Origin of the sequence: Pseudarthrobacter sp. C4D7 (assembly GCF_013359725.1) — a bacterium.
Taxonomy (GTDB): domain Bacteria; phylum Actinomycetota; class Actinomycetes; order Actinomycetales; family Micrococcaceae; genus Arthrobacter.
Map to the genome: position 1 here is coordinate 66,464 of NZ_JABFMW010000008.1, position 19,082 is coordinate 85,545.

The 19,082-nt window shown below is 66.6% G+C and carries 18 protein-coding genes; 6 read left to right on the forward strand and 12 right to left on the reverse strand.

What is annotated here, in order from left to right; all coding sequences use genetic code 11:
- The first annotated feature begins 46 nt into the window (after positions 1 to 46).
- Positions 47 to 1,186 (forward strand): VIT1/CCC1 family protein, encoded by a 1,140-nt coding sequence (locus HNO81_RS08170; RefSeq protein WP_175317622.1) that lies wholly within the window; start codon positions 47 to 49, stop codon positions 1,184 to 1,186.
- Positions 1,187 to 1,226: 40 nt separating this feature from the next.
- On the opposite strand, the gene HNO81_RS08175 is transcribed toward HNO81_RS08170, so the two are convergent.
- Positions 1,227 to 2,363 (reverse strand): LOG family protein, encoded by a 1,137-nt coding sequence (locus HNO81_RS08175; protein WP_175317623.1) that lies wholly within the window; start codon positions 2,361 to 2,363, stop codon positions 1,227 to 1,229.
- A gap of 339 nt (positions 2,364 to 2,702) precedes the next feature.
- Between HNO81_RS08175 and HNO81_RS08180 the strand changes: the two genes are divergently transcribed.
- The gene (locus tag HNO81_RS08180) at positions 2,703 to 3,443 is read left to right on the forward strand and encodes a GntR family transcriptional regulator (RefSeq protein WP_175317624.1); all 741 of its coding nucleotides are present in this window, start codon (positions 2,703 to 2,705) and stop codon (positions 3,441 to 3,443) included.
- Between the two features lie 18 nt (positions 3,444 to 3,461).
- Entirely contained in the window at positions 3,462 to 4,355 is an 894-nt protein-coding gene (iolB, locus tag HNO81_RS08185; RefSeq protein ID WP_175317625.1) for a 5-deoxy-glucuronate isomerase, read from the forward strand.
- 6 nt (positions 4,356 to 4,361) lie between these two features.
- Here the strand turns inward: iolB and HNO81_RS08190 are convergent, their stop codons facing one another.
- Positions 4,362 to 5,570: an MFS transporter gene (locus HNO81_RS08190; RefSeq protein ID WP_175317626.1), complete on the reverse strand. Its 1,209-nt coding sequence runs from the start codon at positions 5,568 to 5,570 to the stop codon at positions 4,362 to 4,364.
- Between the two features lie 166 nt (positions 5,571 to 5,736).
- Between HNO81_RS08190 and HNO81_RS08195 the strand changes: the two genes are divergently transcribed.
- On the forward strand, positions 5,737 to 6,186 hold the full coding sequence (locus HNO81_RS08195; protein WP_175317627.1) for a MarR family winged helix-turn-helix transcriptional regulator: 450 nt from the start codon (positions 5,737 to 5,739) through the stop codon (positions 6,184 to 6,186).
- Positions 6,187 to 6,221: 35 nt separating this feature from the next.
- Here HNO81_RS08195 and HNO81_RS08200 read toward each other — a convergent pair whose 3' ends face one another.
- The 8 genes from HNO81_RS08200 to HNO81_RS08235 form a co-directional block, all read right to left on the reverse strand.
- Positions 6,222 to 7,679: a sugar porter family MFS transporter gene (locus tag HNO81_RS08200; RefSeq protein ID WP_371818194.1), complete on the reverse strand. Its 1,458-nt coding sequence runs from the start codon at positions 7,677 to 7,679 to the stop codon at positions 6,222 to 6,224.
- A gap of 74 nt (positions 7,680 to 7,753) precedes the next feature.
- Positions 7,754 to 8,773 carry a Gfo/Idh/MocA family protein gene (locus HNO81_RS08205; protein ID WP_175317628.1) on the reverse strand — a complete coding sequence of 340 codons (1,020 nt, stop codon included), beginning with the start codon at positions 8,771 to 8,773 and terminating at the stop codon, positions 7,754 to 7,756.
- 30 nt (positions 8,774 to 8,803) lie between these two features.
- Positions 8,804 to 9,715 (reverse strand): sugar phosphate isomerase/epimerase, encoded by a 912-nt coding sequence (locus HNO81_RS08210; RefSeq protein ID WP_175317629.1) that lies wholly within the window; start codon positions 9,713 to 9,715, stop codon positions 8,804 to 8,806.
- 142 nt (positions 9,716 to 9,857) lie between these two features.
- Positions 9,858 to 11,372 carry a CoA-acylating methylmalonate-semialdehyde dehydrogenase gene (locus HNO81_RS08215; RefSeq protein WP_175317630.1) on the reverse strand — a complete coding sequence of 505 codons (1,515 nt, stop codon included), beginning with the start codon at positions 11,370 to 11,372 and terminating at the stop codon, positions 9,858 to 9,860.
- A gap of 32 nt (positions 11,373 to 11,404) precedes the next feature.
- Positions 11,405 to 13,381, reverse strand: a complete 1,977-nt coding sequence (gene iolD, locus HNO81_RS08220; RefSeq protein WP_175317631.1) for a 3D-(3,5/4)-trihydroxycyclohexane-1,2-dione acylhydrolase (decyclizing) — start codon at positions 13,379 to 13,381, stop codon at positions 11,405 to 11,407.
- A 2-nt stretch (positions 13,382 to 13,383) separates the two neighbouring features.
- Positions 13,384 to 14,322, reverse strand: a complete 939-nt coding sequence (locus tag HNO81_RS08225) for a deoxyribose-phosphate aldolase (protein WP_175317632.1) — start codon at positions 14,320 to 14,322, stop codon at positions 13,384 to 13,386.
- Positions 14,319 to 15,341, reverse strand: coding sequence for a 5-dehydro-2-deoxygluconokinase (iolC, locus tag HNO81_RS08230; RefSeq protein ID WP_175317633.1), 1,023 nt, complete (start codon positions 15,339 to 15,341; stop codon positions 14,319 to 14,321). The genes HNO81_RS08225 and iolC overlap by 4 nt, the downstream gene beginning before the upstream one ends.
- Positions 15,342 to 15,526: 185 nt before the next feature.
- Positions 15,527 to 15,931 carry a tautomerase family protein gene (locus HNO81_RS08235; protein WP_175317634.1) on the reverse strand — a complete coding sequence of 135 codons (405 nt, stop codon included), beginning with the start codon at positions 15,929 to 15,931 and terminating at the stop codon, positions 15,527 to 15,529.
- A 152-nt stretch (positions 15,932 to 16,083) separates the two neighbouring features.
- Here HNO81_RS08235 and HNO81_RS08240 point away from each other — a divergent pair, with 152 nt between their 5' ends.
- Both HNO81_RS08240 and HNO81_RS08245 read left to right on the forward strand, forming a co-directional pair.
- A complete protein-coding gene (locus tag HNO81_RS08240; protein ID WP_175317635.1) occupies positions 16,084 to 16,443 on the forward strand; it encodes a helix-turn-helix transcriptional regulator in 360 nt (119 codons plus the stop codon).
- Positions 16,440 to 16,922: an SRPBCC family protein gene (locus HNO81_RS08245; RefSeq protein ID WP_175317636.1), complete on the forward strand. Its 483-nt coding sequence runs from the start codon at positions 16,440 to 16,442 to the stop codon at positions 16,920 to 16,922. The genes HNO81_RS08240 and HNO81_RS08245 overlap by 4 nt, the downstream gene beginning before the upstream one ends.
- Here HNO81_RS08245 and HNO81_RS08250 read toward each other — a convergent pair.
- Together HNO81_RS08250 and HNO81_RS08255 are read right to left on the reverse strand one after the other, a co-directional pair.
- Complete coding sequence (locus HNO81_RS08250; protein WP_175317637.1) at positions 16,880 to 17,698, reverse strand: triose-phosphate isomerase family protein; 819 nt, start codon at positions 17,696 to 17,698, stop codon at positions 16,880 to 16,882. The two genes, HNO81_RS08245 and HNO81_RS08250, sit on opposite strands and share 43 nt — an antisense overlap.
- Positions 17,699 to 17,727: 29 nt before the next feature.
- Positions 17,728 to 19,074 carry an MFS transporter gene (locus tag HNO81_RS08255; RefSeq protein ID WP_133832504.1) on the reverse strand — a complete coding sequence of 449 codons (1,347 nt, stop codon included), beginning with the start codon at positions 19,072 to 19,074 and terminating at the stop codon, positions 17,728 to 17,730.
- Between the last annotated feature and the right edge of the window lie 8 nt (positions 19,075 to 19,082).

Below are 19,082 nucleotides of genomic sequence, written 5' to 3' on the forward strand. Positions count from 1 at the left end.
CAGGGCAAAGGCGCGAGTACATGCCCTTTCCAGCACAGGAGTTTCAGTGTCACAGCACGCCCAGTCCCCATCCCATGCCATGCCCCCGGAGGCTGCCGGCCCATCCCAGCCCTCCGCAGCGAACATCAAGCGGTGGCGCCAATACCTGGCCGACGAGCGTGCCGAGGCAGCTGTCTACCGGGACCTGGCCCAGAACCGCGAGGGCGAGGAGCGGGCCATCCTCCTGGCCCTGGCTGAAGCCGAAGGCCGGCACGAGGCCCACTGGCTGGCACTTCTTGGCGACCACGCGGGCAAGCCCAGGCGGGCCTCCGCCCGGAGCCGCTTCCTCGGATTCCTGGCCCGCCACTTCGGCTCCGTGTTCGTCCTGGCCCTGGCCCAGCGCGCCGAAGGCCGCTCCCCGTACGCCAAGGACCCCAACGCCACCGACGCCATGGCCGCCGATGAGCAGATCCATGAAGAAGTGGTGCGGGGCCTGGCGACCCGCGGCCGCAACCGGCTGGCCGGAACCTTCCGCGCTGCAGTCTTCGGCGCGAACGATGGCCTGGTCAGCAATCTGTCCCTGGTCATGGGTATGGCGGCGTCCGGCGTTGCCAGCAGCGTAGTGCTGCTCAGCGGCATCGCCGGCCTCCTGGCCGGTGCCATGTCCATGGGCGCCGGCGAATTCATCTCCGTCCGCTCCCAGCGCGAACTGCTGGCCGCCACCCGGCCCACCCAGGTCACGCTGGCGGCCGCCCCCAAGCTTGACCTCGAAAACAACGAACTGCTCCTGGTGTATCTGGCCCGGGGAATGACCCGCGAGGCGGCAGAGCACCGGGTGGCCGAGCGCACGGGCCAGCTGTCCTGCGACTGCGATCCCAGCCTGTCCCTGCAGCCGGAGCTCGCGGAGGAAGAGGACCAGCACGAGGCCGTGGGCACCGCCTGGGGGGCGGCGCTGTCCAGCTTCTGCTTCTTCGCCTCCGGCGCCATCATCCCCATCCTGCCGTTCCTGTTCGGCCTGACCGGCGTGGCAGCCCTGGTGGTGGCGGGGGCCCTGGTGGGCATCGCGCTCCTGGCAACCGGCGCGGCCGTGGGCCTGCTGTCCGGCACGTCCCCGCTGACCCGCGGGCTGCGGCAACTGGCCATCGGCCTGGGCGCTGCAGCCATAACGTACCTGCTGGGCCTGCTCTTCGGCACCGCCGTCGGCTAACAGCAGCGGACAATCATTCCCGGAGGTCCTCCGGCGGTGCTCAGCGCTGTCGGAGGACCTCCACTGCTTCCTCCGCCGTGTCAACGAGGTGGATGTAGTCCGCCATGGCGCGGCCGGCGGCGAGGCTCCGGAGCATGGGCCAGGCCGGGTACTCCTGCCCCCAGTGGCGCCGCCCCACCAGCACCATGGGAGCCACCTTCTCGCGGGCACCGTAGTAGTTCTCGCAGGCGTCCTGGAAGATCTCCTGCACGGTTCCGGCGGCACCTGGCAGGAAAATGATCCCCCCGTGGCACAGTTCCAGCAGGATGGCCTCGCGGATGGAGTTGGCGAAGTATTTGGCGATGTGCGTGGCGAAGTAGTTGGGCGGTTCGTGCCCGTAGAACCAGGTGGGGATCCCCAGCGACGGCGTCCCGCCCGGATGGCGTTCGACGACGGCTGCCGCCGCACGCGCCCACGCCGACACCGAGGGACGGAACCCCGGAACAGCGGCGAGCGTATCAAGCGCCGCGAGCAGGTCGCCGTCGGACGCCCGGCTGAGGTACGCCCCAAGGTTCGCTGCCTCCATGGCGCCGGGGCCGCCGCCCGTGGCCACCGAGTGGCCGTCGAGGGCCAGCAGCCTGCCCAGCCGGGCCGCAGCCGCGAACTCCCCGCTGCCGCGGGGCGCTGCGTGGCCGCCCATCACGCCGACGATCGAGCGGCGGGGCCAGGCTCCGGACCGGATCAGCTCATCCAGCGCGTCGCCGATCGAGTGATCATGCAGCGCTGACGCCAGCGTGGCATCCACGCGGTGCCGCTGGCCGCGCTGGATGCTCCAGTGGTAGATGCGCGCATCCGGCAACTCTTCGTAGGGCGCGGCTGCCAGCCCCTCGTAAAGTTCGGCCGGGGTATAGAGCGTGGCGCGGTAGGGATCGAATGGGACGCCCTCCAAACGGGGGAAGATCAGGGCGCCGCGGCTGCGGAGGGTGGCTTCCATGCCGTCGTCGAACGTGCAGCCCAGGAACATCGCGCCTTCGACGCTGACGTGCGTGAGTGCCGCCGACCGCCCACGGAGATCCAGCGACTGGGCGTGCCAGCCGTGCAGATTGACCGCACCGCCGGAGACCAGGCGGTCGAAGCTGGCAAGGTCCTGGACCTCAAGGTTGCGGGGGCGGGGGCCAAGGCTTCCGGCGAAATTCATGGGTGTTGCCCCGCGGTGCCGTTCAGCGAAGTCCAGGTCATGGAGTCAGCCTAGGCCAAGCACCGCAGCCTTGGGGGCGGCGCAGGGGCGCCCGGCGAGCACACCTCGGTCGCCGGAGCACGGCCCTTTCTCCACAGATCAAAGTCTTATTGTCAGCACAATAGACTTCAACGACATAGCCTGCTGCTGCGGAGGCTGCCCTCTTGACCGCGGCAGCCTGGCTGCTACGATCGAGGAAGGAAGTATGTCCTATCAAGCGAACATATAGCGGCACAGCGTCCGCTGGCGCCGCCGCCATCCTGGCCGGAGGCGCAGACACCGAAGACGAGGGAACGCACCGTGGCGAACAACCTGGGACTCACCATCGACCGCTCCTCCCCCGTACCCCTGTACCACCAGGTGGTCCAGGGCATCGAGGCAGCAATCTACAGCGGAGTACTGGAGCCCGGCAGCAGGCTGGACAACGAGATCGACCTTGCGGCCCAGCTCAATCTTTCCCGGCCCACCATGCGCAAAGCCATGGATGAACTGGTCCGTTCCGGCCTGCTGGTCCGCAAGCGGGGCGTGGGAACGCAGGTGGTCTCAAGCCAGGTCCGCCGGCCCCTGGAGCTTTCCAGCCTCTATGACGACCTCAGCAACAACGGCAAGAAACCCACCACGGAAGTGCTGAGCTTCTCGCACCTGGAGGCGGACGACGCCACGATCACCACGCTGCAGCTTCCCGCGGGGTCCAAGGTGTACCACTTCACCCGGCTCCGGCGGGTGGCCGGCAAGCCGCTGGCCCTGATGGAGAACTGGGTGCGGGACGATATTGCTGAGATGGACGAGGCCATGCTCAAGGCTGAGGGCCTCTATTCGATCCTTCGCCGCGGCGGCGTGAACTTCCGGCTGGCCAACCAGCGCATCGGCGCCATGACCGCCAATGACTACCAGGCCTCCATGCTGGACACTTCTGCGGGCTCGGCACTGGTGACGATGGAACGCACCGCGGTGGACGATACCGGCCGCCGGGTGGAAACCGGCCACCACGTGTACCGCGCCGATTCGTACAGCTTCGAAATGACACTCGTCCAGCGATAATCCCAAGGAGCCACCTCCATGACCAACTGGGTCTACCCCCTGGGCGCCGCCACCGACGGCTCGTGGGATGTTTCCATCGGAACGTCGGATTCAACCCTGGCCGTGGACGGCTGGGCGCACACCGGCCTGAAGGTCGCCACCCTGGCCGCGGGCACCGCCGTCGAACTCTCCGCCGGGGATGAGGAACGGATCGTCGTGCCCCTCAACGGGTCCTTCACCGTGACGGTGGACGGAACGGAATTCCCGCTGAACGGCCGCCCCTCCGTATTCTCCGGCCCCACGGACGTGCTCTACTCCGGCATTGGGCGCGCCGTCAGCATCAGCTCGTCCGACGGCGGCCGCGTGGCCGTTGCCACCGCCCCGGCCAGTGCCTCGTACCCCACCCGCCTGGTGACCGCCGCGGAAACGCCGGTTGAACTGCGCGGCGCGGGCAACTGCTCGCGCCAGGTCCACAACTTTGGTACCCCCGCATCCTTGGAGGCGGACCGTTTCATTGTCTGCGAGGTCCTTACCCCCGCCGGCAACTGGTCCTCCTACCCTCCCCACAAACACGACGAGGAGAAGGACGGCGAGACCGCCCTTGAGGAGATCTACTATTTCGAAACCCAGGTGGCGGCGGCCTCCGGATCACCCTCCGACGCCGATGCCATCGGTTACCAGCGCGTCTACGCCTCGGATGAGCGGCCCATCGACGTGGCGGCGGAGGTGCGCACCGGCGACGTGGTCCTGGTCCCCTATGGCTGGCACGGGCCCGCCATGGCCGCGCCGGGGTACGACCTCTATTACCTGAATGTCATGGCCGGCCCCGGACCCGTGCGGGAGTGGCTGATCAGCGACGACCCGCATCACGGGTGGGTGCGGCAGACCTGGGAGAACCAGGACGTGGATCCCCGGCTCCCGTTCGGGGCATAGGCGCCCTTAGCGGCTGACCAGTTCCTCACCGGCCTGGACCGCGACCCGGTCGCTGCTGCGTTCTTCGCCCTTCCTGGCCGCTGCCGCGGCAAACGCCATGACGGCAACGCCCAGCAGGGTGATCAGCGCGCCGGCCCAGATGGGCGAGGTGTAGCCGAAGCCCGCGGTGATGGTGACCCCGCCAAGCCAGGCGCCCAGGGCGTTGCCCACGTTGAAGGCACCAATGTTGGCGCCGGATGCCAGGGTGGGGGCACCGGGCGCGTACTTCATGACCCGCATCTGCAGGCCCGGGACGGTGGCAAAGCCGAAGCCGCCCATGAGGACCAGGGAGATCACCGTCAGGACGGGATTCACGGCCGTCAGGGCAAAGGCCGCCAGGACCACTGTCAGCACGGCGAGCACCACGAGCAGCGTCCGGTCCACGTTGCGGTCGGCCGCCTTGCCGCCCAGGGTATTGCCGGCGAAGAGGCCAACGCCGAAGACGATGAGCAGCCACGGCACGGTGGATGCAGCAAATCCGGAGACCTCGGTGAGGGTGTAGGCGATGTAGGTGAACGCACCGAACATGCCGCCGAAGCCCAGGATGGTCACCACGATGGACAGCCATACCTGGCCGGAACGGAAGGCGCGCAGTTCGGAGCGGAGGCTGGCCGCTCCTTCCGTTTCACCAGCCCGGGAGGGGACGAGTGCCAGGATGCCTGCGAGCGCGGCCACGCCAATGACGGTGATGGCCCAGAAGGTGGCCCGCCAACCCGCGGCCTGGCCCAGCAGGGTACCGAACGGGACGCCCAGGACGTTTGCAGCGGTCAGCCCGGTGAACATCAGGGCGATGGCCCCCGCCTTCTTGCTGGGCGGAACCATGCCGGCCGCCACCACAGCTCCGATCCCGAAGAAGGCGCCGTGCGAAAGCGCCGCGATGACACGCCCGAGCATCATGGCCCAGTAACCGTCCGCCGTGGCGGAGAGCAGGTTGCCGGCAATGAACAGGACCAGCAGTCCTGCCAGGACAGGCTTGCGCGGGAAACGGGTGACGGCCGCGGTGAGGCCAAGTGCGCCCACCACCACGGACAGCGCGTAGCCGGAAATGAACCAGCCGGCAGAGGCCTCACTGACCCCAAAATCGGCTGCCACCTGTGGAAGCAGGCCGGCGATCACAAACTCGGTGAGTCCGATGCCGAAGCCTCCCAAGGCGAGTGCTATCAGGCCAACAGGCATAAGAGTGCTCCTTTGAGCGGTTAGGTGTGGTTGTCCCGAAGAAGGGATGACGCCTAAGATAGTTGCAGGCGCGGTATTTATTGTTGCACATGCAAATATACCGCGCAAGCAACTATCTCTGTCCACCCCTAACTGATGGCGTACAGCCACCCCCGAAGGAGCATCCATGGGCATCAAGGACGACGCCGTCGAGGTCAGGGCCCAGGGCTGGCGCACCCTGGCCGCCCTGCACGGACTGATTGAAAACGAACTCGAACGCGGACTCCAGGCAGAGTCCAAACTTTCCGTGGTGGAATACACGGTCCTCGATGCCCTCAGCCGGCAGGACGGGTGGCACATGCGGATGCAGCAGCTGGCGCGGGCCACGGCGCTGAGCCCGAGCGCAACCACCCGGCTGGTCAACCGGCTGGAGGACCGCGGCCTGCTGACCAGGATCCTGTGCGACGACGACCGTCGCGGTATTTACACTGAGCTCACCGCCAGCGGAAGCAGCCTGCTCGCGGAAGCGCGGCCCGTGCACGACGCCACCCTGGAACGCGCCCTCGAAGACGCTCTGGCCATTCCGGAGCTGGCACCGCTGGTTGATGCCCTGCCGCGGCTGCACGTACGCACCTGAGACAGCCCAGCACCAAAAAGACAGCAGTTCTCCCGTCAGGAAACCTTGGCGGCCGCCTCCTCGGCTTTGCCACCGGCGACGCTTTTGAAATAGTGCTCCAGGTCCTCGAGGCTCTTGTCCCTGGTCTCGGGAACGTACTTCGCGGCGAAGGCAATGGCACCAACGCCCAGGGCTGCGAAGGCAAAGAATGTGTTGGAGATGCCGATGGCGGCCAGCAGCTGCGGGAACCCGAACCCGATCAGGAAGTTCACCATCCACAGCAGGAAGGCCGACGCCCCCACGCCCAGCCCGCGGATTTTCAGCGGAAAGATTTCCGAGAGCATCAGCCAGGTGACCGGGGAAATGGCGCCCTGCTGGAAGGCCAGGAAAGTGACGGTGAGTGCCAGGATAACGAAGCCCCGGGCTGCGCCTTCAGGCAGGATCAGGGAGAAAAAGCCGATCAGCAGCAGCGCCGTGGTGGTTCCCACCTGGCCCGTGATCAGCATCCTGCGCCGCCCCACCCTGCCCAGCAGCCAGATTCCCACGAACGTGGCCAGCACCGAGATGACGCCATTGGCAATGTTGGCCGTCAGTGCAGCTTCGCGGCCAAAACCGGACTCCGCGAGGATCTGGGTGCCGTAGTACATGATCGAGTTCACGCCGGTGATCTGCTGGATAACCGCGAGGCCCAGGCCCACCACGAAGATCCGGCGGAGCCAAGGAATGCCCAGGTCCTTCCATGAGCCCATCTTGGACTTGTAGTCCTCCACGGCCATGGCTTTGACTTCCTCGAACTCCCTGCGGGCCTCCTCCTGCGGCCGAATCCGCTGCAGCACGCTGAGCGTCTCGCCGAAGCTGCCGATGGAGGCCAGCCAGCGGGGAGTCTCGGGCAAGAAGTGCGTCCCGATCCACAGGGCGATGGCCGGCAGGGTGGCGATGACCAGCATCCAGCGCCAGATGCCGTGGGACTCCCCGAACGAGTTGCCCAGGTAGGCGTTGAAGGCGAAAGCCAGCAGCTGGCCGGTGACGATCATCAGTTCGTTCTGGGTGACAATCCGCCCGCGCCGGTCGCTCGGCGACACTTCGGCAAGATACACCGGAACAGTCACGGAGGCTCCGCCCACGGCCAGGCCCAGGATGAACCTGGCCGCAATCATCACCTCGGTGCCTGGCGAGAAGGTGCAGGCAAGCGTGCCGGCGAAGAAAATGACCGCCAGCACCATGATCATCGTCCGGCGCCCGTTGCGGTCCGCCAACCGGCCACCGAACAGGGCACCGAATGCTGCGCCGAGCAACAGGGCTGAGGTGACCAGGCCCTCGGTGAGCGGGGTCAGCCCGAGGTCTTCCTGCATGTACGGCAGCGCGCCATTGATCACGCCCGTGTCGTAGCCGAAGAGCAGGCCGCCGAAGGTGGAGATGATGGTGATGGTGCGCAGGGACCGCCTGTGGTTGCCCGGCTGCTGGGTGGCGTGCCGCAGCAAGTGCGACGCATGGTGGTCAGGAGTGGATTTCACTTAAACACTCCATTGTGGACCAGCAGGGATGCGGACACAAAAGGGGGGACGGATCCCTCCGCCCCCCTTTTTGTTCAGTCCTCCTTGTAGAGGTCGGGCTTGGCCGCCAGCTTCACGGCGACCTTTTCGCCGTTCTTCTGTGCTTCAACGCCCGCTTCGCAGCACGCGGCGGTGGCGTATCCGTCCCAGGCGGAGGGGCCGCCGATGCCGCCCCTCAGCGCAGCATCAACCCACGACTGGATTTCGACGTCGTACGCCGCGCCGAACCGCTCCTCGAAGCCGGGGGTAACGTTGCCGCCCCAGCGGCCGGAGCTGCGGGTGTAGGGGCCTTTGTCGCCGCCAATGTTGACAATCCCGTCCTCGAAGGCGGCCTGGGTGGCCACTTCGTAGCCAAACTTGGCGTTGACGTAGATTTCGACGTCGGCCAGGACGCCTGACTCGGTCTTGAGCAGGACGTGCTGGGGGTCGTGCTGGCCGTTCGGGGCGTTCCGGGTGGACTTGCCCAGCCGGACCTGGACACTGGTGATTTCCTCACCGGTGAAGAACCGGACGGCGTCGAACTCGTGGACCACGGAGTCGTTGATGAGCATCTCATTGGTGAAGCCCGGGGGCGTGTTCGGGTTGCGGTGCTGGTGGTGCAGCATCAGCAGTTCACCGAGTTCGTGGTTGCGGATGATCGAACCCAGCGTGGCGTATTCGGCGTCGAAGCGCCGCATGAAGCCCACCTGGATCCGCTGGTGGCCCAGCGCCACCTCGGCTTCGACGATCCGCCAGGCGGATGCGGCATCGGGGGTGAGCGGCTTTTCGCACAGGATCGGGATGTCCTTGGCCAGGGCCTTGAGCAGGATGTCCTCGTGCAGGAAGCCGGGGGTGGCAATCAGGACGGCGTTGACGTCGCCGTTGTTGAGGGCCTCCTCTGCGTCGGCCAGGGCCACAGCGCCGGGGATACCTTCAATGGCAGCCTGGGCACGGGCCAGGTCAACGTCCACGACGGCGGCAACCTCGGCTCCGTGGATGCGCTTGCTGAGGCGCTGGATGTGGTCGGCGCCCATGCGGCCTGCGCCGATGACGGCAACGCGGAGGGTTTCAGTCATGTGTTCTGTCCTTCTGGTCTCGGTGGCGGATTAGCTGGCGGCGGTGCGGGAACCGCAGGACAGCAGGTAGTTGCGGGTGCGCTTGGCGATGGGCATGGGCACATCGAAGGCCACCGGGTACATGTCCTGCTCCACGATGCCGAAGACGGGCCGGTCCAGGGCCTCGACGGCTTCAATCACGGCGCGCAGGTCCGGCAGCCCGTTGGGCGGTTCGGTCATGACACCGGCCAGGTTGGCGGCGGCCCACGTCATGTCCTCCTCGTTGACCTTCCTGAGGATCTCCGGGTTGATCTGCTTCAGGTGCAGGTAGCCGATGCGGTCCGGGTAGTTCTTGATCAGGTCCAGGCTGGAGGCACCGCAGTACTCGGCGTGGCCGGTGTCCAGGCAGAGGTTCAGGTACTGCGGGTCGGTGGCGGCCATGAGGGTTTCGATGTCCTCCTGCGCCCCGACATGCGAATCGGCGTGGGAGTGGAACTGCTGCTGCAGGCCGAAGTCTTCCAGCAGGGTCTTTCCCAGCCTGTTGTGCCCGGCGAACAGGTCGTCCCATGCCTTTTCGCTCAGCGTGCCGCTTTCCACGGCTTCGCCGGTGACGTCGTCGCGCCACATGGCCGGGATGACCACGATGTGCTCGCCGCCCATGGCCGCGGTCAGTTCAGCCACCTTCCGGGCGGGCTCCCAGGCCGTTGCCCACTGGTCCAGGCCTCGGTGGAATGCGGTGAACACGGTGCCGGCGGTGACTTTCAGGTCCCGCTGCTTCAGTTCCTCCGCCAGGCGGGCGGGGTCCGTGGGGAGGTAGCCGTAGGGGCCCAGCTCGATCCACTTGTAGCCGGACTCGGCCACCTCGTCCAGGAAACGTTCCCAGGGAGTCTGCTTGGGGTCGTCCGCGAACCAGACGCCCCAGGAGTCCGGCGCCGTGCCGATGATCAGCTTGTTCTCAGTCATGACAGCGTTGTCCATTTCTCTGCATCGATTGCTCCCCACCGGCTCCCTCGCCTCGCAAGCTCGGCCAGGGAACCCGGCCGGCGTGGGCCCTGTTGTCGTTTTGGACGCTCAAAACGACAAGTACGGAGCAATCGGCGGGGTGTCAGTTGGAGGGGAAGTTGTAGGAGGCGCCGGAGGCGTGGTGGGTTTCGGGCCAGCGGGAGGTGACCACCTTGCCGCGGGTATAGAAGCTGACGCCTTCGGGGCCGTACATGTGCTTGTCGCCGAAGAGGGATGCCTTCCAGCCGCCGAAAGAGTGGTAGGCAACCGGCACGGGGAGCGGAACGTTGATGCCGATCATCCCCACGGTCACCGAGCGCTGGAACGTGCGGGCGGCGGCGCCGGAGGAGGTGAAGATGGCGGTGCCGTTGCCGTACGGATTGGCATTGATGAGTGCGATGCCGTCCTCAAGGGTGTCGACGCGGACAACCACCAGGACGGGTCCGAAGATTTCTTCTTTGTAGGCGATCATTTCGGTCTTGACGTGGTCCAGGACGGTGGGGCCCACCCAGAAGCCGTTTTCGTGGCCGGGCACCACCACGTCGCGGCCGTCCACCACCATGGCGGCGCCGGCGGTTTCTGCTTCGGTAACGATCCTGACGATGCGTTCCTTGGAGGCAGGGGTGATGACCGGGCCCATTTCGGCGCCGGGTTCGGTGCCGTTGTCCACCTTGACGGCCTCAGCGCGTTCCTGGACCTTCGCGACCAGGGCGTCCGCGGCGTCTCCGACGGCGACGGCGACCGAGATGGCCATGCAGCGTTCCCCGGCAGAGCCGAACGCGGCGGCGGCCAGGTGGTCGGCGGCGTTGTCCAGGTCGGCGTCGGGCAGGACGATGGCGTGGTTTTTCGCGCCGCCCAACGCCTGGACCCGCTTCCCATGCTTGGTGGCGGTTTCGTGGACGTACTGGGCGATCGGGGTGGACCCAACGAAACTGATGCCGTCCACGTCCGGGTGGGTCAGCAGCCCGTCGACGGTTTCCTTGTCGCCGTGCAGGACCTGGAACACACCGTCCGGCAGGCCGGCTTCCTTCCAGAGCCTGGCCAGCAGGAGCGAGGCGGAGGGGTCGCGTTCGGAGGGTTTGAGGATGAACGCGTTGCCGGTGGCGATTGCCATCGGGGCCATCCACAGCGGCACCATGACGGGGAAGTTGAATGGGGTGATGCCCGCGACGACGCCAAGGGGCTCGCGGAAGGAGAACACATCGATGCCGGTGGAGACCTGGTCCGAGTAGTCGCCCTTGAGCAGGGTGGGGATGCCGCACGCGTATTCGACCACTTCGAGGCCACGGCCAATCTCGCCCTTGGCGTCGGAGAGGACCTTGCCGTGCTCGGCGGTGACCAGCTGGGCGAGCTCGTCGACGTGGGCGGCGACGAGCTCGCGGAACGTGAACAGCACGGCGGTGCGCTTGGCCAGGGAGGTCTGGCCCCAGGCGTCGGCGGCCTTGCGGGCAGCGGCGACGGCGGTATCCAGGTCGGCGCGGTTGGCCAGGCGCAGTTCGCCGGACACGGCACCGGTGGCCGGGTTGTACACATTGGTGGTGCGGTCGCCTTCGCCGGCGGTCTCGGTGCCGTTGATGAAGTGGTTGATGACCGTTGTTTCGGTGGTGGTGGCAGTCATGGGACTCTTCCTTGAATAGTGAAAAAGTGTGGTTAGCCGAGCAGTTTGCGCTGGCGTGACTTGTGGTCGACGTAGGTTTGGAACGCCTGCTTGGTGGAGTCAAGTTCCGAGACCTGGGAGACGGGCACGTCCCACCAGGCTTCGGAGGACGGGGCGTCCAGCAGGGGGTCTGATTCGACGTGGATCAGGACTGGTCCGCTGTTTTCGGGGGCGGCTTTGGCGTCGCGGATGGCCTGCTCGAGTTCGGCGATGACCTTTTCCCCCGGTTCGATCCGGATGACTTTCACGCCCAGGGACTCGGCGTTCAGGGCCAGGTCAACAGGCAGCGTCCCGCCGTCGTCGAAGCTGTGCTGCTCCTCATTCAGCGTCCGGTACCGGGTGCCGAACCGCTGCGACCCGAGGGATTCGGACAGCGAGCCGATGGACGCGTAACCGTGGTTCTGGATCAGGACCACGATCAGCTTGATGCGTTCGGCGACGGCGGTGACCAGTTCGGTGTGCATCATCAGGTAGGAGCCGTCCCCCACCATCACGACGACGTCCCGCACCTGGTCACCCGGGCCGCCTGCCGCCGTCGTCCTTGCTGCTTCGGCGATGGCTGCGCGCTTGACGCCCAGGCCGCCAGGTATTTCGTAGCCCATGCAGGAGTAGGCGTATTCCACGTGGTAGCCAAACGGGTCCTGGACCCGCCACATCTTGTGCAGGTCACCGGGCAGGGAGCCGGCGGCGCAAACCACCACGTCGCGGGCGTCCATCGCGCGGTTGGTGGCGCCGATGATTTCGTTCTGCGCCGGGAGCGGGGTGGAGCGGGTGTCGAAGGCTTCATCCACGGTGGCGTTCCAGCGCTTCTTACCGGCCGCAATCTTTTGTTCCAGGTCCGCGCCCACGCGGTAGCCGCCCAGGGCTGCATTGAGCTTGGCCAGGGCCTTGCGGGCGTCGGCGACGATCGGCAACGGGGTGCCGTGCTTGTACGCGTCGATCGGGGCGACGTTGATGTTCACGAACTTCACGTCCGGGTTCTGGAACGCGGTGCGGGATGCGGTGGTGAAGTCCTCGTAGCGGGTGCCGATACCGATGATCAAGTCCGCCTCGGCGGCGATGGCGTTGGCCACCGTGGTGCCGGTGGAGCCGACGGCGCCGAGGGAGAGCCGGTGGTCCCAGGGCAGGACGCCGACGCCGGCCTGGGTGTTGCCCACCGGGATGCCGGTCAGCTCGGCGAACTTCGCCAGTTCCTCGTTCGCGTAGGCGTAAAGGACGCCGCCGCCGGCGATGATCAGCGGGCGCTTGGCTGCACGGATAAGAGCTGCGGCGCGGGCGATGTCCTCGTCGTCGGCATCGGGGCGGCGGATCCGCCACTCCCGCTCGGCCAGGAATTCGACAGGCACATCGAGGGCTTCGGCCTGGACGTCCTGCGGCAGCGAAATGGTCACCGCCCCGGTCTCGGCCGGGTCGGTGAGGACACGCAGGCCGTGGTGGAAGGCGGAGAACAGCTGCTCCGGCCGGTTCACCCGGTCAAAGAACTTGGACAGTGGCCGGAACGCGTCGTTGACGGTGATGTCGTAGGCGTAGGGCTGCTCGAGCTGCTGCAGGACGGGGTCGGCGGCGCGGGTGGCGAACGTGTCGGACGGCAGCAGCAGCACCGGGAGCCGGTTGGCGGTGGCCAGCGCGGCACCGGTGAGCAGGTTGGACGAACCCGGGCCGATGGAAGTGCTGATCGCGAAGGTCTGCCGGCGGCGCGTGTGCCGGGCGTAGCCGACGGCCTGGTGCACCTGGGCCTGTTCGTTCCGGCCCTGGTAGTACGGCATCAACGCCGGGTCCTGCTGCTGGTACTGCTTCAGCGCCTGGCCCACGCCGGCCACATTGCCATGCCCGAAGATCCCGAAGGTGCCTGGGATGAGCCGCTCACGGTAGTCAACGCCGCCCACCGTGTCCACGGTGTACTGCTGGGAAAGGTATTCGACGACGGCCTGCGCCACCGTCATCCTGCGCGTTCCTGATGCTGTGCCCATGGCTAGTTCTCCGGGGTTTCAGTGGTGTGGTGCAGAAGCGAGGCGGCCGCGGCAACAGCGCCGGCGACGTCCCCGTCAGCGGGGTAGAGGAGGGCGCGGCCAACCGTGAGGCCCTGCACGCCGGGAAGGGCAAGCGCGGCCCCCCAGCTGGCGAAAACCTCGTCCTGGGATCCGTCCGGGTCACCGCCCAGCAGGACGGTGGGCATGGTGGTGGCAGCCATGACGCGTTCCATCTCGGCCACTACGGGAATCTTCATCCACGTATAGGCGCTGGTGGACCCCAAGCCCTCGGCGATGGCGATGGACTTGATGACGGCGTTGGTAGAGAGGTCGTTGCGGACCCGGCCGTTCTCGCGGACGGAGAGGAACGGCTCCACCATGGCAATCAGCTTCCGCGCCGCCAGCGAGTCGATGGCCTTGGCCGTCGCTTCCAAGGTCACCACGGTGTCGGGGTCGCCCAGGCAGATCCGGGTCAGCATCTTGCCGCCGTCGGCACCGAGCGCTTTGAGTGCGGCAGCGGTATGGCCGGTGAAACGGTCGTCGAACTCGTTGACCAGCCCGGACAGGCCGCCCCGGTTCATCGAACCAAACACCAGTTTTCCGTCCAGGGCGCCCAGCAGGAGCAGGTCGTCCAAGATGTCCGGGGAGGCCAGGACGCCGTCCACGGCCGGGTTGGCCAGCGCCACCTGCAAGCGGTCCAGCAGCTGCCGGCGGTCTGCCATGGCCACGGGATCGCCGCCGACGGACAGGGCGCCCCGGGCCGGGTGGTCGGCGGCGACGATAAAGTTCTGCCGCCCGGCTTTCACCCCTGGGTGGCGGCGGCGGGACGTCGCCGCCCGGGCCACGGCCTCCGGATCTTCGAGGCGGATGGTGCTCAGGTGCTCGTACCGGCGGGGATCATTCTCCACGGCGTTGCTCGAGGCGACGGGGGTGAGGGTCACAGTGCTGCTCCTTCGGTGGCAAGCTGCGAAGCACCGGAGCCCGTAGCCGGCACAGCGCGTCCGCGTTCGGCCAGCAGCGAGGTGACCTCGTCCGGCGTCGGCATCGCATCGGCGCAGGACAGGCGGGAGGCCACAATGGCACCGGCGGCGTTGGCGTAGTCCAGGACCTGCTCCAGCGGCCACCCGGACAGCAGGCCGTGGCAGAAGGCGCCGCCGAAGGAATCGCCGGCACCCAGGCCGTTGAGGGTTTCCACCGGAACGGGGGCGGAGACCACGCGCTCGGTACGGGTTTTGGCCATCACGCCTTCAGCACCGAGCTTGACGACGGCGATCTCAACGCCGGCGGCAAGCAGCCTGTCCGCCTGCTCATCAGGGGTCCCCTCCCCCACGGCCACGGCGCACTCCCTGTCATTGCCGATGGCCACGGTGACGTGCGGGAGGATCCTGGCCACCTGGGCGCGGGCTTCCTCTTCGGACGCCCAGAACATGGGCCGGTAGTCCAGGTCCAGGACGGTGAACTGCCCCTGGCCCAGGCCTGTGCGGGGGCGGGCCTGGTGGGCGGCGAGGTGCGCGGACCGGGACGGTTCCTGGCACAGCCCCGTCACCGTGGACCAGAAGATCCCGGCGTTGCGGATGGCTCCCAGGTCCAGCTCTTCAGCCTCGATCTGCAGGTCCGGGGCGGTGGGGAACCGGCCGTAGAAATACAGCGGAAACTCGTCCGTGGCGGGCTTGATCGCGCAAAAGGTCACCGGTGTCTGCAGGCCCGGGACCGGCGTGACGAAAGTGTCGTCGACGCTGAACTTGTGCAGTTCGCGGTGGAGGTAGGTGCCGAATGCATCATCCCCGGTGCGGGTGATGACGCCGGTCCGCCGGCCGTGCCGGGCAGCGGCAACAGCAACATTGGACGGTGAACCGCCAAGGTATTTGCCGAAGGAGTTGACGTCCTCCAGGCCAACCCCGATGTCGTTCGGGTAGATATCAACGCTGATGCGCCCGATCGTAAGGAGCTCGTGGGTCACGGGAATCGTGGACCTTTCTGGAGTCTGGCCCGGGCCCTGTGGGGAACAGGACTTCCGGAGCTGGCAGGCCGTGGCGTGGGCCACAGGGACCACTCTGCCCTACAATAAATGTCCTGTCAAAGGTTTGTACTGACATGCTTACATCAAGAATTTGGTGTGCACGCAGACAATGACCCACCCCGCCGCTAGCTGCCGGGGACGGCCAGTTCGCCGGTCACGTACTGCGCGCGGCCAAAGCCGAAGGACCAGTCGGCGGCAGTGTTTTCGACATAGCCAATGAAGACGTCCTCTCCGGCCACGCCCACCGCTGCGAGCCTGTCCGCCACTGAGGCAAAGAGCTGCTGCCTGGCCTCCTGGGACCGGCCACCTTGGGTGAAGATCTGAATCATCACCACTCCGCTGGTCCGCTCGAAGCCCAGTCCGGCGTCCTGGGCGAAGATCCGGCCCTGCGGGTGCTCGGTAATGATGTGGAAGTAATCGCGCTCGGGGATGCCGTATTCCGCAAGGATGGCATCGTGGATACTGCGGCTCAACTGCTGCAGCTCCTCCGCGGCGCGGCCTTCATTAACGTCAATGCGAACCAATGGCATGAGATCTCTCCCTCGCAGTAGTTTGTACTGACATACTAACAAGCACCGGTCTGTCCGCGCAAGAACCCCTTGCGGAGTCAGCAGATGCGGGCATATCGTTAATCAACTATTCTGTTGATCAACCTTTTAGTTGATTATTGAAGGCGGAAATGATGGCAGATGACGACGCGGCCCTGGACGTGGCCTTCACGGCCCTGGCCGACCCCGTCCGCCGCCGCATCATTGCCCGGCTAAGCCACGGTCCGGCCACGGTGAACGAGCTGGCCGAGCCCTTCGAGATTTCCAAGCAGGCAGTCTCGAAGCACATCCAGGTACTCGAGCAGGCGCAATTGGTCACCCGCAGCAGGGACGCCCAGCGCCGGCCCGTCCACCTGAACCCTGCACGGCTGGAGGCGCTTACGGCCTGGATCGATCGGTACCGGCTGGTCCGCGAAGGGCAGTTCCGCAGCCTCGATGCGGTGCTTGAATCCAGCGCCGGGCACACGGCGCCCACGGCAAAGGACAGAAAATGACCAATCCACTAAAGATCACGGCCCCCGAGGGACTCCCCTACATCGACTTCGAGCGGGAGTTCGACTTTCCGCTGGCGGACGTGTTCCGGGCCCACAAGGACCCCGAGCTGGTGGCCCAATGGCTCGGCCCACGGGGCATGAAGATGGAAATGGACCACTACGACTTCCGCACCGGCGGCAGCTACCGGTACATCCATACCGGTCCGGAGGGGGTGCCGTATGAGTTCCGTGGCGTCTTCCACACGGTGCGCGAGAACGAGTTCGCCCTGCAGACCTTCGAGTTCGGCGGCTATCCGGACTCGGTCAGCCTGGAGTCCATGACGTTTGAGGAGCTCGACGCCGGCCGGTGCCGGCTCCGCGGCCACGCCATGTATCAGAGCATGGAGGCACGGGACGGCATGCTCCACTCCGGCATGGAGGGCGGCATGTCCGAAGGCTACGAGCGGCTGGACGAACTGTTGGCGGGCACGCCGGCCTGACGCAGGCGGAGGGCTTCGTCCAGTACGTGGCCGAGGTTGGCCGTATCGTGGGCGAAGCGGCCCAGGAAGAGTCCGTCCGCGGCCGGCAGCCGGGGAAGCAGCCCGGGGCCGGCGCTCCCGCCGTAGATGAGGGGGCAGGCCGGCTCCAGGGCTGCCCGGATCTGCGCCAGGACGGCGTTGACGTGGTGCGGCGGGGCGGGCTCCTGCGCACCGATGGCCCAGACCGGTTCGTAGGCCAGGACCAGGCGGTTCAGCAGCGCCGGATCGCCGTCCGTGGCGGCGCGTGCCTGCTCCACGCAGAAGGTGGCGGCAGCCCCGGCGTCGAGCCTGTCCGGTTCGCCGATACAGAGCAGCGGGGTGAGGGAATGGTCGACGGCGGCACGCACCTTGCGTGCCACCACGGCGTCATCCTCACCGAACAGCCGGCGGCGTTCTGCGTGGCCGATCTCGACAAGTGAGACGCCGAGCTCGGCCAGCATGCCGGGGCTGACTTCACCGGTCAGCGGCCCGTCGCCCCAGGCGCAGTTCTGCGCTCCAAGGAGTACCGGCGACCCCGCCAGGATCCGCGCGGCAGGCTCCAGGACCGGGAAGGATGGAATGACGAAGACCCGGACCGGGGACTCCGCGGCGGAATCCGTGCCCAGTCCGGGCCTGTCATCCACGATGGAACGCACCTCCGACAGCCAGCGCAGGCTTTCCTGGTAACCCAGGTACATCTTGGTGCTGACACCGATGTAGCGGGGGCCGTTGCCTGTGCTGCTGCCGGAGGTGCTCATGGTTTCCTTGCGTGGATGGTGTGGTGCGCTCAGTCGAGCAGGTCGTCGGCCTTGTTCTTGAACCGCCTCGTGGCGAACATCATTGCGGCCGCCACAAACGGCAGGACGCCCAGGGCATAGACGCCCATGGAGCCCGTTGGCGACTGGGTGGCCTCATTGACTGCGGTCCGCAGGATGGGTGCCACGAAGCCGCCCAGGTTGCCGAGGGAGTTGATCAACCCGATGCCTGCCGCGGCAGCAGACCCGGCGAGGAACGCGGTGGGGTACGACCACACCACGGGGCCAACGGCCAGGAAGCTGCAGACTGCCAGGGTAATGAAGATCATGCCCAGCACCGGCTGGTGGTTGGTCCCCGCCCACGCCGAGCCAAAGATGCACAGGCCGGTGGAGATGAACAGGATGGTGCCGAACTTCCGGCGCTTGGCCACGGTATCTGCCGCCTTGCCGATGAAGTAGCAGGAGAAGATGCCGAAGAACCATGGAACGGCGATCAGCAGGCCGACGGCGAGTCCCACCTTCTGCCCGGTGAGGGAGGACACCTGCTGCGGAAGGAAGAAGGTCACACCATAGACGGCGACCTGGAGGCAGAAGTAGATGACGGTGAAGTACCAGACGCGGCCGTTGCGCATGGCGGCGAGGATGCCGCGGGGCCCGGTCTCGTCCTTGATGGTGTCTTCAAGTGCCATGACCTCCTTCAGCGCATACTTTTCCTCGCGGCTGAGGAATTTGGCCTTTTCCGGGCCGTTGATCAGGAAGAAGAAGGCCGCAATGCCTGCCAGGACGGCCAGCAGGCCTTCGACGAAGAACATGACCTGCCAGCCGCGCAGGCCCGGCACCTGGTCGCCAATGTTGATCAGCCAGCCCGAAAGCGGGTTGCCGATCATCTGGGAGAACGGCTGGGCCAGGTAGAAGATGGCGAACATCTGGACCCGTACCTTGTTGGGGAACCACTCGGCGAGGTACATGATGACGCCGGGGAACAGCCCGGCCTCGGTGACGCCCAGGAGGAAACGCAGGATCACGAACGAGGTCTCGCCCTGCACGAACGCGAAACACGCGGAGACGATGCCCCAGGTGATGGCGATGCGCGCCAGCCAGATCTTGGCGCCAACCTTCTTGAGCAGCAGGTTGCTGGGGATTTCGAAGATGGCGTAGCCAATGAAGAAGATGCCGGCACCGAGGGCGAAGGCCGCGGCGGACACCCCCTTGTCTGCTCCCAGGGCCGCCTCGGCAAAGCCGACGTTGGTGCGGTCAAGGAAAGACACGACGTACAGGATGACCAGCATCGGCATGAGCCGGCGGGCCGCCTTGGAAATCGCGGACTTCAGGACCGGACGGCCCAGAAGTTCCTTGGATGTTGCGGTGGTTTCTGACACAACACTCT